Raw genomic sequence first — 12,975 nt, forward strand, 5'->3', positions numbered from 1 at the left:
AAACAACCATCGGGGGTTGGTGGGGGAGGGGGGGGTTCGCCTCGACCCCACCTTGTCTTCGGGGGGGAGGACAAAAAATCAGTAGCGGTCGATGGCCCCCCCCCCCCCCCCCCCGCGCCCCCCCCCCCGGTACGCCGCCGTGCTGGGGCCGGCGGAGGCGAGCCTGCCCCGGCGGATCGGCGACCTCGACTGCACCGCCCGGCAGTGGGCGCTGCCGCTCTGGCCGGAGCTGCGCTTCGAGGTGCTGCTGGGGCCGGCGGAGATCGGTGCGCCGGTGCTGAACGAGTGGCTGGTCCGGGCGCCCGGCGCTCCCGGGCCCGTGCTGCGTACGGCGGCCGACCTGGAGCCGTGGGGCTGTGTGGTGGGTGATGTGGGGGTCGCGTTCCCGGGGGCCGTGCCGCGCGAGGGGAGTGCGCCGACCCGCTTCCGGCTGGACTTCCGGGCGCCGGACGCGGGCGGGCGGGCGGGCTCCTGGACGGCCGACTTCACCTGGGGGCTGCTCCAGGAAGTCCGAGCGATGCAAGGGGATATTCAGTGAATGCCTTCGATTTGCAGGCCGCATGGCAGTCATGGCAATATAATCGCAGATACTGAATGGCTTTGACTTCGGAAAGTGAAGGATCATGTCGGGCGACGCGCGCGTCATCGTCGGAGTAAGCGGCTCACTGCACAGCCTGACCGCCCTGCACCGGGCGGCGGAGGAGGCCCGGGCCCGCCGGGCCGTCCTCGTCCCGGTGCTGGCCTGGACCCCGGTCGGCGGCGAGCGCAACTACCGCGCCCGGCCCTGCCCGCCGCTGCTCCGCGCCTGGCAGGACGCCGCCGGGGCCCGACTGGAGAGCGCGCTCGGCCAGGCCTTCGGCGGCCTGCCGATCGGCCTGCCGGTGCAGCCGCTGGTGATGCGCGGCGAGGCCGGCCCGGTGCTGACCGCGCTGGCCGACCGGCCCGGCGACCTGCTCGTGATCAGCGCCGGCCGGCACGGCTCGCTGCGCGGTCGTGTGCGCCGGCTGCTGCGCGGCTCGGTCGCCCGCTACTGCCTCGACCACGCGCGCGGCGGCGTGCTCGTCGTCCCGCCGTCCACCCTGCACGACGACCTGCGCGCCCTGCACCGCGGCGACATCGACCTGCGGGAGCTCGTCGCGGCCTGACGGTCCATCAACTGCCGTGCACGGTCGGGCCGTCATCCCCCGTGCACGGTACGGCCGCCGACCACCGTACGGAGCGGCAGCAGCCCGCGCAGTTCCGCCGTCGGACAGCGCAGCGGGTCGACCGGCCACAGCGTCAGGTCGGCGAGCGCCCCCGGCCGCAGGCTGCCGCGCTCGGCCTCCTCGCCGGTCAGCCGGGCGGCGTTCACGGTGTGCAGCGCGACCGCCTCGGCCCGGCCGATCGCGTGCTCGGGGCCGACCACCCCGGCCGTGGTCCCTCGGGTCGTCATGCCCCACACCGACACCATCGCGCCGTACGGGCCGACCGGGAAGTCCGATCCGGCCGACAGCTGCGCTCCCTCGTCCAGCCACTCGCGCAGCGGGAACAGCGCGGCGGTGCGCTCCTCGCCCCAGGCCCGCTGCTGGGTGAGCGCGCCGTCGTGCAGCAGCGGGTGCTGCACCGTCACCGGGATGCCCAGCGCGACCGCCCGGGCCCGCTGGTCGGCCCGGGCCAGCCCGCCGTGCTCGACCACGAGCGTTCCCGGCGCCAGCCCCGGGTGGCGCTTCACCACCTGCTCGAAGACGTCCAGCAGCACCCGCAGCCCGCGGTCGCCCCAGGCGTGCACACCCACCCGCCAGCCGCGCCCGACCACCCGCTCCACCGCGGCGAGCAGCTCGGCCGGCTCCCAGAGCAACCGGCCGTGGTAGCAGGGCTGTCCCTGGTACGGCTGTTCCAGGGCGCCCGCCTCGAAGCCGCCGTCGATGCCGAACTTCACGCCCCACAGCCGCAGTCGGGCGTCGTCCCGGCCGTCCGCGCGCCAGCCGTCCATCCGGTCCAGCAAGGCGTCCACCTGCGCGGGGGTGCGGGCCGCGAAGCCGGAGACCAGGGCCCGGACCCGGACGGCGAGCGCCCCCGCGGCCCGGGCCGCGTCCAGCACGTCGAGGTCCTCGACCGGGACGAGGCAGTCGCGCACCGTCCCGATCCCGGTCGCCGCGTAGTCGGCGGAGGCCGCGCGCAGTCCCTCGATCCGCTCCGCGAGGGTCGGCCGCGGCAGCACCCGCTCGACCGGCTCGATCGCCCGGTTGATCAGCCGGCCGGTCAGCCGCCCCCGCCCGTCCCGCTCGATCACCCCGCCGTCCGGGGCCTCGGTGGACTCGTCGATCCCGGCCAGCCGCAGCGCGGCCGAATTGAGCACCATGTTGTACGCGCCGCGGCGCACCAGCACCGGGTGGTCGGCGGTGACGGCGTCCAACTCCCCGATGGTCGGCAGTCGTTGCTCGGCGAGCAGCACCTCCTGCCAGTTGACCGTGGTGACGATCCACTCCCCGGCGGGGGTGCGGGCGGCCCGCTCGCGGATCAGCGCCAGGAAGCCGTCGAGGTCCCGGGCCCGGTGCACCGGGACGCCGTGGACACTGTGCCCGGCCAGGATCAGGTGGGTGTGGGTGTCGTCGAAGGCGGGCAGCACGGTCGCGGCCGGGGCGTCCACCAGCTCGGTGTCCGGCCCGACCAGGGCGTCCAGGCCGGTCGGCTCGGCGGCGAGGGCGGTGATCCGGCCGCCGGTGACGGCGATCGCCCGCCGAGGCGGCTCGCCCGGGACGAGGGTGTGCACGGCGGCGGCGCGGATCAGCAGGTCGGCCGGGCTGGGGGTTCGGTCCGGGGCGGGGGTCTGGTCCGGGGTGGTCATGGCAGCTCCTGGGGGTGGGACAGTCCGGTGACCTTCTCGACGTACCGCAGGCTCGGCTCGGCGAGCAGCCCGTGCACCTCGGTGAACACCGCGCGGGCCGGTACGGCGTTCCAGCGCTCGGGCAGCAGCGGGGCGGGCAACCCGGGGTCGAGGTACGGCAGCCGGCGCCACTGGGTGAGCATCGGCACGTAGTCCCGGAAGGCCTCGACCGGGTCGATCCGCTCCCGCCCGCGCACCTGCTCGGCGACCGGGCGCCAGGCGTCGGTGAAGGCCGCGTACTGCGCCTCGATCGCCGGGAGGTCCCACCAGGTCGCCACCGCCGTACGGAGTTCGGCGAAGCCGGCGTACTCGGCGGACAGGAAGAGGTGGACGTAGGCGCTCAGGCCGAGGCGCTCCAGCAGCCGGCGGGCGTCCGGCAGCAGCCGGGCGGGGGCCAGCCAGACGCCGGGGGCGGCGTTGCCGAAGCCGAGCCAGCTCAGCCGGGAGCGCAGCTGGTGGCGGTGGGCGCGTTCGGACTCCGGCACCGAGAAGACCGCCACCACCCAGCCGTCGGCGAGTTCGGCGGGCTCCAGGCTGTGGAAGATTCGGCGGTCGCCCTCGTCGAACACCGGGCCCATCGCGGGGGCCAGCCGGTAGCCGGTGGCCGAACGGCGCTCCTGGAGCAGGGTGCCGGCCTTCTTCAAGCGGGAGATGGCCGAGCGGACGGCCGGGCCGTCGACGTCCAGCTCGGCCATCAGCGCGATCAGGTCGGCGATCGATATCCAGCCGCCGAGGCGGCGGACGAACTCGCCGTAGACGGTGTTGATCAGGGAGCTGGGCCGGGTCGTGCTCTCCGGCATCTGCGGGCCCTCCTCCTCCCCGACGGCTGGTGGTGATCATAGCGACGGCACCGCGGGTCGGGTGGGCCGGTGCTGGGTCGGGCGTGCGGGTGGGGCACCGGTCCGGTCGGGCTCAGGCGTACGCGCCGGAGAGCAGGTGTCCGGCGCCGGGGGCGACGGCGGGCAGGCCGAGCGCCCGGAGCAACTGGTGGGTGGTGCAGATCGCCGCCGAGACCACCGGCTTGCCGAGCTGCTGCTCGGCCTCTTCGACGGCGGACAGCGAGGGCATCTGCACGCAGGCGGAGAGCACCACCGCGTCCGCCTCGCCGTGCGCCAGGCCCTTGGCGATCCCGGGCAGCCGGGCCGGGTCGTGGGCGGCCACGTCGAGGTTGTCGGCGATCTCCAGTGCGGCGTGGTCGAGCACCTCGATGCCCTCCCCGGCGAGGTAGTCGACCACCGTCGCGGCCAGCGGGCGCAGGTACGGGGTGACCATCGCGACCTTCCGCGCACCGAGCGCCCGCAGTCCGGCGACCAGGGCGCCGGCGCTGGTCACCACGGGCGCGGGTGCGCCGTTCTCGACGGTGCGGCGGTGCAGCCGCTGCTCGGCCTCGCGGTGGTAGCCGGGGCCGGTGGCCATCACCGCGACCAGGCAGGCGTAGCCGATCACGTCGACCCGGGCGTCCGAGAGCTCGGCGGCGCAGCGGTCGGACTCGCCGTCCATGGCGCGCAGTTGCTCGGGGGTGACCCTGGTCATCCGCATCCGGCTGGAGTGGAAGGTGAACCGCTCCGGGGCGACCGCCTCGCGGGCCCGCAGCAGGGCCGGGACTTCGGTCTCCATGGTGACGTTGGAGCTCGGGACGATCTGGCCGATCCGGTAGGTGGTCATCTGCGCCGGACTCCTCTCAGCGGGCGTCGATCACGGGGTTGGCGAGGGTGCCGATCCGCTCGATGGTGGCCTCGACCAGGTCGCCGGGCTGCAGGAACTGCGGCGGGACCATGCCGGCGCCGACCCCGGAGGGGGAGCCGGTGGCGATGACGTCGCCGGGCTCAAGGGTCATCCCGGCGGAGATGTCGGCGATCAGCCGGGCGATGCCGAACAGCATGTGGCGGGTGTTGGAGTCCTGCCGCAGTTCGCCGTTGACCCGCAGCGAGAGGTCGAGCTGCTGCGGGTCGGGGATCTCGTCGGCGGTGACCACGACCGGGCCGAACGGCGCGTAGCTGTCCTGGCCCTTGGAGAAGAACCACTGCCCGCTGCGGCGCTGGTCGCGGGCGCTGATGTCGTTGACGATGCTGTAGCCGAACACGTGCCGCCAGGCGTCCGCCTCGCTCACCCGGAACGCGGGCTCGCCGATCACCACGGCGAGTTCGCACTCCCAGTCGAGCTGCTTGGTGAGGTCGGCGTTGTGCAGGATGGGTTGGCCGGGGCCGGTGACGGCGGTGGCGGGCTTGCCGAACAGCACCGGGCGGTCCGGGAGTTCGCGCTCGGTGTCCAGGGTGCGGTGCGACTCGGCCACGTGCTCCACGTAGTTGAGGCCGACCCCGACGACCTTGCCGGGGCGCAGCGGGGCGCACAGCGTGACCTCGGCCAGCGGCCGGGTGGCCGGCGTCCCGGCGGTCAGGGCGCGGGCGGTGGCCAGGGCCGGTTCGCCGGCCCGGATCAACCCCATCAGGTCGTCGGGGAGTTCGACGCCGGCACCGGTGGCGAGGGCGGTCAGGTCGGCGACCCGGTCGCCGTCGGTACGGGCGCCGAGCCTGGGGGTGGGGTCGCCGTCGGCGCGGTAGGTCAGCAGCTGCATCGGGTGGACTCTCCTGTTCTACGGGGCGGTGGGCCCGGTGGTGTCCTGGTGCCCGTCGTGGGCCGGGTGGGCCTCCTCGCGGTAGAGGCCGAGGGAGTGCATCACCGGGAAGTCGTTGAAGGAGAACAGGCAGGCGTCCTCGCCCTGGTCGAGGTTCTCGTGCTCGTGCCAGGCCCAGGACGGGACGACGAAGATGTCGCCCTGCTGCCACTCGAAGCGCTGCCCGGCGATCACCGAGACGCCCCGGCCCTTGGCGGCGGTGTAGACCACCGAGCCGGTGTGCCGGTGGGCGCGGGTGGCCTGGCCGGGGCGGAGCAGCTGGAGGTGGGCGGCCATGGTGGGCATCACCGAGCCGCCGGTGACCGGGTTGGTGTACTCCATGATCACGCCGTCGTACGGGGATCCCTCGGTGGCGCGGGCCAGTTGGCACAGCGCGTGGTAGCTGGGCCCCCAGGGCCAGCCGAGCAGCGGCGAGTACGGGCGGGTCCACTTCTCGACGCCGTACGGGAGCAGGTTGCCGCCGTAGCTGAGCAGCGAGGAGTTGGGGACCGGGCCGGGGCGCTGGTAGAGGTCCGGGTGGACTTCGTAGAAGTTGGCGTCGAGGGTGTTGACCAGCGGGATGTCCAGGCCGTCCTGCCAGATCACCGGGTTGTCCTCGGCCTCGTTGCCGTGCTCGTGCCAGGTGCTGTTGGGGGTGATCGCGAAGTCGCGCGGGCCGACCCGGAGCTTCTGGCCGTCGACGATCGTCCAGGCGCCGGTGCCCTCGTGGACGAAGCGCAGGGCGGAGGCCTGGTGGCGGTGCGCGGTCATCGCCTCGCCGGGTCCCATGATCTGCAGGCCGGTGTACAACAGGCCGACGGCGGCGCTGAGTTCGCGGCGTCCGGGGTTGACCAGCATCACCACCCGGCGGCCCGCGTCGTCGGCCTTCACCAGCGGGAGGGCCTTGCGGACCAGCGGGCGCAGGTCGGCGTAGCGCCAGAGCACCGGGACGGACTTCGGCTGCGGGTACCAGGGTTCGATCTCGTTCGCCACCGTCCACAGGGCGCCGGCCTCGTGCTTCGCCAACTCCTCGTAGTAGGCGAGCAGTTCGGGGCTGTCGTCGACGCGGGCCCGGCCGATCCGGCCGTCGTCGTAGGTGCCTTCGGTGCTCATGACTCCTCCTCGGTCACGCTTCCTCGTCGGGCAGTGTCAGGGGCCGCAGCGGGCGGTCGTCCACGTGCAGCCGGAAGACGTCGAAGCGGTTGTAGTGGCCGACGATGTCGTGCATCTGCTTGGGCTGGATGCAGCGGCCGAGGTCGATCTCGGCGTACACGATGCCCTCCTCGTCGACCAGCGGTTCGGTGACCGCCCGGCCGTCCGGTCCGAAGATCCCGGACAACGCGCTGTGCGGGCGGGTGAGCCGGCTGCGCACCTGCGGGTCGTCGCCGGCGATCAGGTCGACCATCTCGGGCGACACGGTCGAGCAGGAGACCACGGTGAACAGCTTGCCCTCGAAGCAGTGGGCGGCGGCGCGCAGCGCGATCGCCTCCGCCATGTCGTAGTCCTCGGGGCCGACCGGCAGGGCGATGTAGGCGGCGGCGTGGACGAGTTCGCCCTGCGCCAGCAGGGTGAAGCGGGCCAGGGTGTTGGTGTTCTCCCCGCAGGCCAGGGCGCCGAGCGGGCCGACGGCGGTGCGGTGCACCTTCAACGAGCTGCCGTCGCCCTGGGTCCAGGTCAGCTTCTCGGCCCAGGTGGGCACCAGTTTGCGGTGCACGCCGAGGAGTTCGCCGTCCGCGCCGATGATCAGCAGGGTGTTGTACAGCACCCCGAGGCTGTGCCGGCCGCGCTCGTTGACGCCGATCACCAGCACCACCCCGGCCTGCCGGGCGGCCGAGCGCAGGGCTTCCACGTACGGCCCGGGGACGTCCACCGCGGCGCGGTACAGCCGCTCGTACCAGGGCGAGCCCTGCACCGGGGTCATCGTCCAGTTCCAGTACGGGTAGCCGGGCACGAAGACCTCGGGGAAGACCACGAGTTCCGCGCCGCGGCCGGCCGCCTCCCGGATCAGGGCGACGGCCTTGTCCACGGTGGCGGCCGGGTCCAGGTAGACCGGGGCGGCCTGGACGGCGGCGGCGGTGAAGCGCGGCAGGTCCATGCGTCTTCCTCACTCCTCGGCCGGAGCCGGCCGCCAGCGGCGGTGGACGGGCGGGGCGGCCTCCCGCAGCACGTGCAGGCGCGGGGCGACCTTGTCGGCGCCCGGGCCGGGCGGCCGGCGGCGCCCGGCCAGCCAGGGCGCGGGCCAGGGGGCGCCCGGGCCGGTGTAGTCCTGGTCGGCGGCGGCGTGCAGGGTCCAGAACGGGTCGTGCAGCTGGGCCCGGCCGACCGCGACCAGGTCGGCGCGGCCCGCCAGCAGGACGGAGTTGGCGTCGTCGTGGCCGGAGATCGCGCCGACGGCGACGGTCGGCAGGCCGGTGGCGGCGCGGACCAGTTCGGCGAAGGGCGTCTGGAAGCCGCGCCCGTACGGCGGCCGCTGGTGCGCCACCACCTCGCCGGTGGACACGTCCACCGCGTCCGCCCCGGCCTCGCCCAGCGCGCGGCAGATCGCCACCGCCTCGGCCTCGGTGGTCCCGCCGGGGGCCCAGTCGGCGGCCGAGATCCGGACCAGCAGCGGCCGCCCGGCGGGCCAGACGGCGCGGACGGCGGACAGCACCTCGACCGGCAGCCGCAGCCGGTGGGCGAGCGGGCCGCCGTAGCCGTCGGTGCGGCGGTTGGTGAGCGGGGAGAGGAAGGCGGAGAGCAGGTGCCCGTGGCCGAACTGGAGCTCCAGCACGTCGAACCCGGCCCGGCCGGCGCGCTCGGCGGCGGCCGCGAAGTCGGCGGTGACGGCGGCCAGTTGGACGTCGTTCGCCTCGTGCGGGACGGCACTGCCGGAGTCCCAGGGCAGCGGCGAGGGGGCGAGCAGCGGCCAGCCGTCGGCGAGCGGGCGGCCGATGCCGTCCGGTCCGGGCGCGGCCGTGGCGCCCCGGCGGCCGGCGTGGGTGAGCTGGATGCCGACCGGGGTGTCGCTCACCGAGGCGACGGCGCGCCGGAGTTCGGCCCAGGCGCCCTCCTGGCGGTCGGTCCACAGCCCGGGGCAGCGGTCGGTGGCCCGGCCCTCGGGGTCGACCGCCGTCATCCCGGCGATCACCAGCCCGGCGCCGCCGAGCGCGTGGGCGGTCAACTGGGCCCGGTCGAAGGCGCTGGGCAGCCCGTCGGGGGAGGTGAAGGTCGCCAGCGGGGGCACCACGATCCGGTTGCGCAGCTCCAGGGCGCCGAGTTTCAGCGGCCGGAACATCGGCGGCACCCCGGGGGAGCCGCCGGTGGCGGCGTCCACGGCGGCGGTGAACTCCGGGTCACGGGCCCGCAGGTTGCCGTAGGTGACCCGGCGGCTGCGGGTGAGCAGGTTGAAGGCGAACCGGTCCGGGTCCTGCCCGGCACGGCGCCCCACCGTCTCGAACCACTCCAGGCTGGCCTGCGCGGCCCGCTGGGTGGACTCCACCACCGGCCGCCGCTCGGCCTCGTAGGCGGCCAGCGCGCCGTCCAGGGTGGGCTGTTCGCTCAGCGCGGCGGCCAGGGCGAGGGCGTCCTCCAGGGCCAGCTTGGTGCCCGAGCCGATCGAGAAGTGCGCGGAGTGCGCGGCGTCGCCGAGCAGCACGGTGTTCCCGTGCCGCCAACCGGCGTTGCGGACGGTGGTGAAGCGGATCCAGCGGGAGGCGTTGGGGATCAGCCGGTGGCCGTCCAGGTGCCCGGCGAGCAGCTCCGCGCAGCGCTCCACGCTCGCCAGGTCGCTCTCGCCCCGCGCGAACTCCCGTGCGGCGAGGGCCTCGAAGCCCGCGCGGCGCCAGGCGTCGGCGGCGACCTCGACGATGAAGGTCGAACGGGTGGCGCTGTACGGGTAGGCGTGCACCTGCACGGTGCCGAAGTCGAACTCCTCGACGATGAAGGTGAAGGCCTCGAAGACCTTGTCGGTGGCGAGCCAGATGTAGCGGCAGTACCGCTCGTCCAGTTCGGTGCGGAAGGCCTCCGGGTGGGCGGCCCGGGTGCCGGAGTGGATGCCGTCGGCGGCCACCACCAGGTCGTACTCGGCGGCGAGCCGGTCGGCCGGCGGGGCGGGCGTGCGGTAGCGCACGTCCACCGCCAGCTCGGCACAGCGGTCCTGGAGGACGGCGCGCAGCCGGTTGCGGTCCAGGGCGGCGAAGCCGTGCCCGCCGCTGGTGCGGACCTGGCCGGCGTGGCGGATGTCGATGTCGCTCCAGCGGGCGAACTCGGCGCTGATCGCGGCGAAGACCTTCGGGTCGGCCTGGGCGATGCCGTCCAGGGTCTCGTCGGAGAACACCACGCCGAAGCCGAACTCGTCCTCCCGGCCGTCCCGTTCGAACACGGTGATCTCGCGCTCGGGGGCCAACTGCTTGGCCAGGGCGGCGAAGTAGAGCCCGCCGGGGCCGGCGCCGATCACCGCGATCCGGCGCGGCCCGTCGGCTGTCCGGTGTCGCGGTGCGTCGGCTGTCCGGTGCCGCGGTGCGTCGGCCGTCCGGTGCCGCTGCCCGTCGGCCGCGGGCTGCGGCTCGCCGACCGGCGGCTGCCGGCGCCCGCCCGTCACGCGACCACCTCCGGCTGCTGCGGACCGGCCTCGGTCAGCGCCCGGCGGACCGGGGTGGGCCAAGGCTCGGCGCCCTTGACCCGCGGCGCCGCGTGCACCACCGACATCCGGCCGCTGGCGGCCAGCCCCTGCGGCCCGTGCACCTCGAAGGCGTAGTGCAGCGAGGAGCCGCCGACCCGGACCACCCGCAGCTCGGTGCGGACCACGTCCCCGAACCAGAGCCGCTCCCGGTAGTCGGCCTCGAAGTGCACCCGGGGGATCCGTCCGAACAGCTCGGCCAGCCCGAGCCGGCGCAGCAGCGCCGCCTCGGCGGCCTCGGCCCAGCGCTGCACGGCGGAGAAGTGGTAGTGCCCGGCGGCGTCGGTGTCCGACCACTCGACCCGGCGCTCGATGGTGATGGCGGCCGGGGCGGGTGCCGGCTCCGGTGCCGCGTCCTGCGGTGCGGCGCCCTGGGGCGCGGTGTCCTGCGGTGCCGTGTGTTGTGGTGCGGTGTCCTGGGGTGCGGCGTTCTGGGGTGTCACGGCGGCCCTTCTGCGCAGCTCGGCGCGGAGCAGCTTGCCGGTCGCGGTGCGCGGCAGCTCGGGGACGAACTCGACGGCGCGCGGGTATTTGTACGGCGCGATGGTGCGTTTGACGTGCTCCTGGAGCTCCTTGACGGTCTCGGCGCCGGCCGAGGTGCCCGCGGTCAGCACCACGTACGCCTTGACCACCGAGCCGCGCCGCTCGTCCGGGGCGGCCACCACGGCGCAGTCGGCGACCGCCGGGTGGGCGGCCAGTGCCTGTTCCACCTCGGGGCCGGCGATGTTGTACCCGGCCGAGACGATCATGTCGTCGTTGCGCGCCTGGTACCAGAAGTAGCCGTCCCGGTCGCGGAGATAGGTGTCGCCGGTGAGGTTCCAGCCGCCGCGGACGTACTCGCGCTGGCGCTCGTCGTCCAGGTAGCGGCAGCCGGTGGGGCCCTTGACGGCGAGCAGTCCGGGCTGGCCGTCCGGCACCGGGTTGCCCTGCCGGTCGAGTATCGCCGCCCGGTAGCCGGGGACGGGGCGGCCGGTGGCGCCCGGCCGGATGTCGTCGTCGGCGGCCGAGATGAACACGTGCAGCAGTTCGGTGGCGCCGATCCCGTCGATCAGCCGTCGGCCGGTGGCGGCGCGGAAGGCCTCCCAGACGGCGGCGGGCAGCGGCTCGCCGGCCGACACGCAGCGCCGTACGCCGGTCAGCCGGTCGGCGAGCCCGGCGGCCAGGATCGCCCGGTAGGCGGTGGGCGCGGTGAACAGCACGCTCACGCCGTGCCGGGCGACCTCCTCGGCGAGCTGTTCGGGGGTGGCCTGCTCCAGCAGCAGGCTGGCGGCGCCGACCCGCAGCGGGAAGACCAGCAGGCCGCCGAGGCCGAAGGTGAAGCCGAGCGGCGGGGTGCCGGTGAAGAGGTCGTCGGGGGTGGGGTGGAGCACGTGGCGGGCGAAGGTGTCGGCGTTGGCCAGCACGTCCCGGTGGAAGTGCAGGGTGGCCTTGGGCCGGCCGGTGGTGCCGGAGGTGAAGGCGATCAGCGCGACGTCGTCGGCGGCGGTCGGTACGGCGGTGAAGCCGGGCCGCTGGGCGGCGCTGCGGGCGGTGAGGTCCTCGGGGCCGGGGCCGCCGAAGGACAGGACCCGCATTCCGGGGGTGTCGGCGAGGTCGAGCTCGGTGCGGAAGCGGTGGTCGCACAGGGCGATGGTGGGGCGGGCGATCCGGGTCAGTGCGGTCAGCTCGGCCGCGCGGAGCAGTGGCACGGTGGTGACGACCACGCCGCCGGCTTTCAGCACCCCGAGCCAACAGGCGGCGAGCCAGGGGGTGTTGGGGCCGCGCAGCAGGACGCGGTTGCCGGGGACCAGGCCCAGTTCCTCGGTGAGCAGCCGGGCCGTCCGGTCGGCGTGGTCGCGCAGTTCGCCGTAGCTCCACCGGGTGGTGGGGGTGAGCAGGCAGCGGCGGTCGGGGCCCAGGCGGGCGATGGTGTCGTCGAGCAGGGCGGACGCGCAGTTCAGGCGGTCGGGGTAGGCCAACTCCGGGAGTTCGAAGAGGAGTTCTGGCCACTGGTCGAAGGGCGGGAGATGGTCTCGGCAGAACGTGTCCATGTGCGCCGAGGGGGAGAGCTCCATGGGCGGCACCTCGTCGGGCGAGCGGGAGTGAAGCCAGTATGGCGCGATCGTGACGCCAGTCAAGAGAGCGATACATGCATTCGGGCGACGGGGACGGTCGGCGCAGGTCGGGGGCGGGGCGGGGCAAGCGGAACGCCCCGCGGGCCGGTGGGGCCCGCAGGGCGGGTGGGGCGTACAGGGTGGGTGGGGCGTACAGGGTGGGCAGGGCGTACGGGGTAGTAGGGGCGTACGGGTGAGGGGGTGCGGGTCGGGGTTCCCGGGGCGCCGGGCCGCGCCGGGCTCTAGTGCCGCATCAGGCAACGTTGGCCTTGGTGACGACTTCGCGTAGACGCTCGTCGGCGGCGTGCTTGTTCCGCCAGATGATGTAGCGGCGGATCATGCTGCCCTGTTCCTTGTGACTGGCGTGGTCGGTGCCGTCGAGGGCGAAGTGGCGCAGGGCGGTGAACTGGGCTATCCGGTTGAGCCAGGAGCTGCTGGTCGGGGTGTAGGCGATCTCGACGTTGTTCGCCGCAGCCCAGGTTCCGACCCGCTGGCAGCGCTTCGTCGTCAGGTGCGGCGAGTAGTTGTCGCAGATGATCGCAATGCGCACGTCCATCGGGTGCAGCGAGCGCAGGTAGCGGCAGAACTCCAGGAACTTGGAGCGGTTCTTGGTCTTCTTGATGTGGCCGTAGAAAACGACTTCGGGCTCGCCTTCCTCGGGTATGACCTCGCCGTCGGCGATTGCGTAGAGGTGTTCGACGCGGGCCTTCTTGGCCGCGCAGTCAGGGGCGCGTCATCGATCTCA

Annotated in this window: 9 protein-coding genes and 3 pseudogenes; 2 read left to right on the forward strand and 10 right to left on the reverse strand. The window is 74.3% G+C overall.

Annotation, left to right across the window (positions count from 1 at the left end; genetic code table 11):
* Positions 1-538 (forward strand): annotated as a pseudogene (locus tag ACZ58X_RS10030) (hypothetical protein); the annotation flags it as partial.
* A gap of 85 nt (positions 539-623) precedes the next feature.
* Positions 624-1,145 carry a universal stress protein gene (locus tag ACZ58X_RS10035; protein WP_470333177.1) on the forward strand — a complete coding sequence of 174 codons (522 nt, stop codon included), beginning with the start codon at positions 624-626 and terminating at the stop codon, positions 1,143-1,145.
* A gap of 32 nt (positions 1,146-1,177) precedes the next feature.
* On the opposite strand, the gene ACZ58X_RS10040 is transcribed toward ACZ58X_RS10035, so the two are convergent.
* The 10 genes and pseudogenes from ACZ58X_RS10040 to ACZ58X_RS10085 all read right to left on the reverse strand — a co-directional run.
* Positions 1,178-2,827 (reverse strand): amidohydrolase, encoded by a 1,650-nt coding sequence (locus ACZ58X_RS10040; RefSeq protein ID WP_470333178.1) that lies wholly within the window; start codon positions 2,825-2,827, stop codon positions 1,178-1,180.
* Positions 2,824-3,666, reverse strand: a complete 843-nt coding sequence (locus tag ACZ58X_RS10045; RefSeq protein WP_470333179.1) for a PaaX family transcriptional regulator — start codon at positions 3,664-3,666, stop codon at positions 2,824-2,826. The genes ACZ58X_RS10040 and ACZ58X_RS10045 overlap by 4 nt, the downstream gene beginning before the upstream one ends.
* Before the next feature lie 112 nt (positions 3,667-3,778).
* On the reverse strand, positions 3,779-4,531 hold the full coding sequence (locus tag ACZ58X_RS10050; protein ID WP_470333180.1) for a maleate cis-trans isomerase family protein: 753 nt from the start codon (positions 4,529-4,531) through the stop codon (positions 3,779-3,781).
* A gap of 16 nt (positions 4,532-4,547) precedes the next feature.
* Positions 4,548-5,441, reverse strand: coding sequence for a fumarylacetoacetate hydrolase family protein (locus tag ACZ58X_RS10055; RefSeq protein WP_470333181.1), 894 nt, complete (start codon positions 5,439-5,441; stop codon positions 4,548-4,550).
* 18 nt (positions 5,442-5,459) lie between these two features.
* Positions 5,460-6,593, reverse strand: coding sequence for a cupin domain-containing protein (locus ACZ58X_RS10060; protein ID WP_470333182.1), 1,134 nt, complete (start codon positions 6,591-6,593; stop codon positions 5,460-5,462).
* Positions 6,594-6,606: 13 nt separating this feature from the next.
* On the reverse strand, positions 6,607-7,575 hold the full coding sequence (locus ACZ58X_RS10065) for a carbon-nitrogen hydrolase family protein (RefSeq protein ID WP_470333183.1): 969 nt from the start codon (positions 7,573-7,575) through the stop codon (positions 6,607-6,609).
* Between the two features lie 9 nt (positions 7,576-7,584).
* Complete coding sequence (locus ACZ58X_RS10070; protein WP_470333390.1) at positions 7,585-9,921, reverse strand: oxidoreductase; 2,337 nt, start codon at positions 9,919-9,921, stop codon at positions 7,585-7,587.
* A 134-nt stretch (positions 9,922-10,055) separates the two neighbouring features.
* Positions 10,056-10,580 carry an acyl-CoA thioesterase gene (locus ACZ58X_RS10075; protein ID WP_470333391.1) on the reverse strand — a complete coding sequence of 175 codons (525 nt, stop codon included), beginning with the start codon at positions 10,578-10,580 and terminating at the stop codon, positions 10,056-10,058.
* Positions 10,581-12,191 (reverse strand): annotated as a pseudogene (locus ACZ58X_RS10080) (AMP-binding protein); the annotation flags it as partial. It abuts the gene before it with no gap.
* Between the two features lie 292 nt (positions 12,192-12,483).
* Positions 12,484-12,963 (reverse strand): annotated as a pseudogene (locus ACZ58X_RS10085) (IS630 family transposase); the annotation flags it as partial.
* Between the last annotated feature and the right edge of the window lie 12 nt (positions 12,964-12,975).

This window comes from Kitasatospora sp. NPDC040550 (assembly GCF_055594965.1).

What these genes read in the sequence shown, in the direction of transcription:
- ACZ58X_RS10035 (WP_470333177.1), top strand. Translation starts at nt 624, where the DNA reads ATGTCGGGCGACGCGCGCGTCATCGTCGGAGTAAGCGGCTCACTGCAC.
- ACZ58X_RS10040 (WP_470333178.1), bottom strand. Translation starts at nt 2,827, where the DNA reads ATGACCACCCCGGACCAGACCCCCGCCCCGGACCGAACCCCCAGCCCG.
- ACZ58X_RS10045 (WP_470333179.1), bottom strand. Translation starts at nt 3,666, where the DNA reads ATGCCGGAGAGCACGACCCGGCCCAGCTCCCTGATCAACACCGTCTAC.
- ACZ58X_RS10050 (WP_470333180.1), bottom strand. Translation starts at nt 4,531, where the DNA reads ATGACCACCTACCGGATCGGCCAGATCGTCCCGAGCTCCAACGTCACC.
- ACZ58X_RS10055 (WP_470333181.1), bottom strand. Translation starts at nt 5,441, where the DNA reads ATGCAGCTGCTGACCTACCGCGCCGACGGCGACCCCACCCCCAGGCTC.
- ACZ58X_RS10060 (WP_470333182.1), bottom strand. Translation starts at nt 6,593, where the DNA reads ATGAGCACCGAAGGCACCTACGACGACGGCCGGATCGGCCGGGCCCGC.
- ACZ58X_RS10065 (WP_470333183.1), bottom strand. Translation starts at nt 7,575, where the DNA reads ATGGACCTGCCGCGCTTCACCGCCGCCGCCGTCCAGGCCGCCCCGGTC.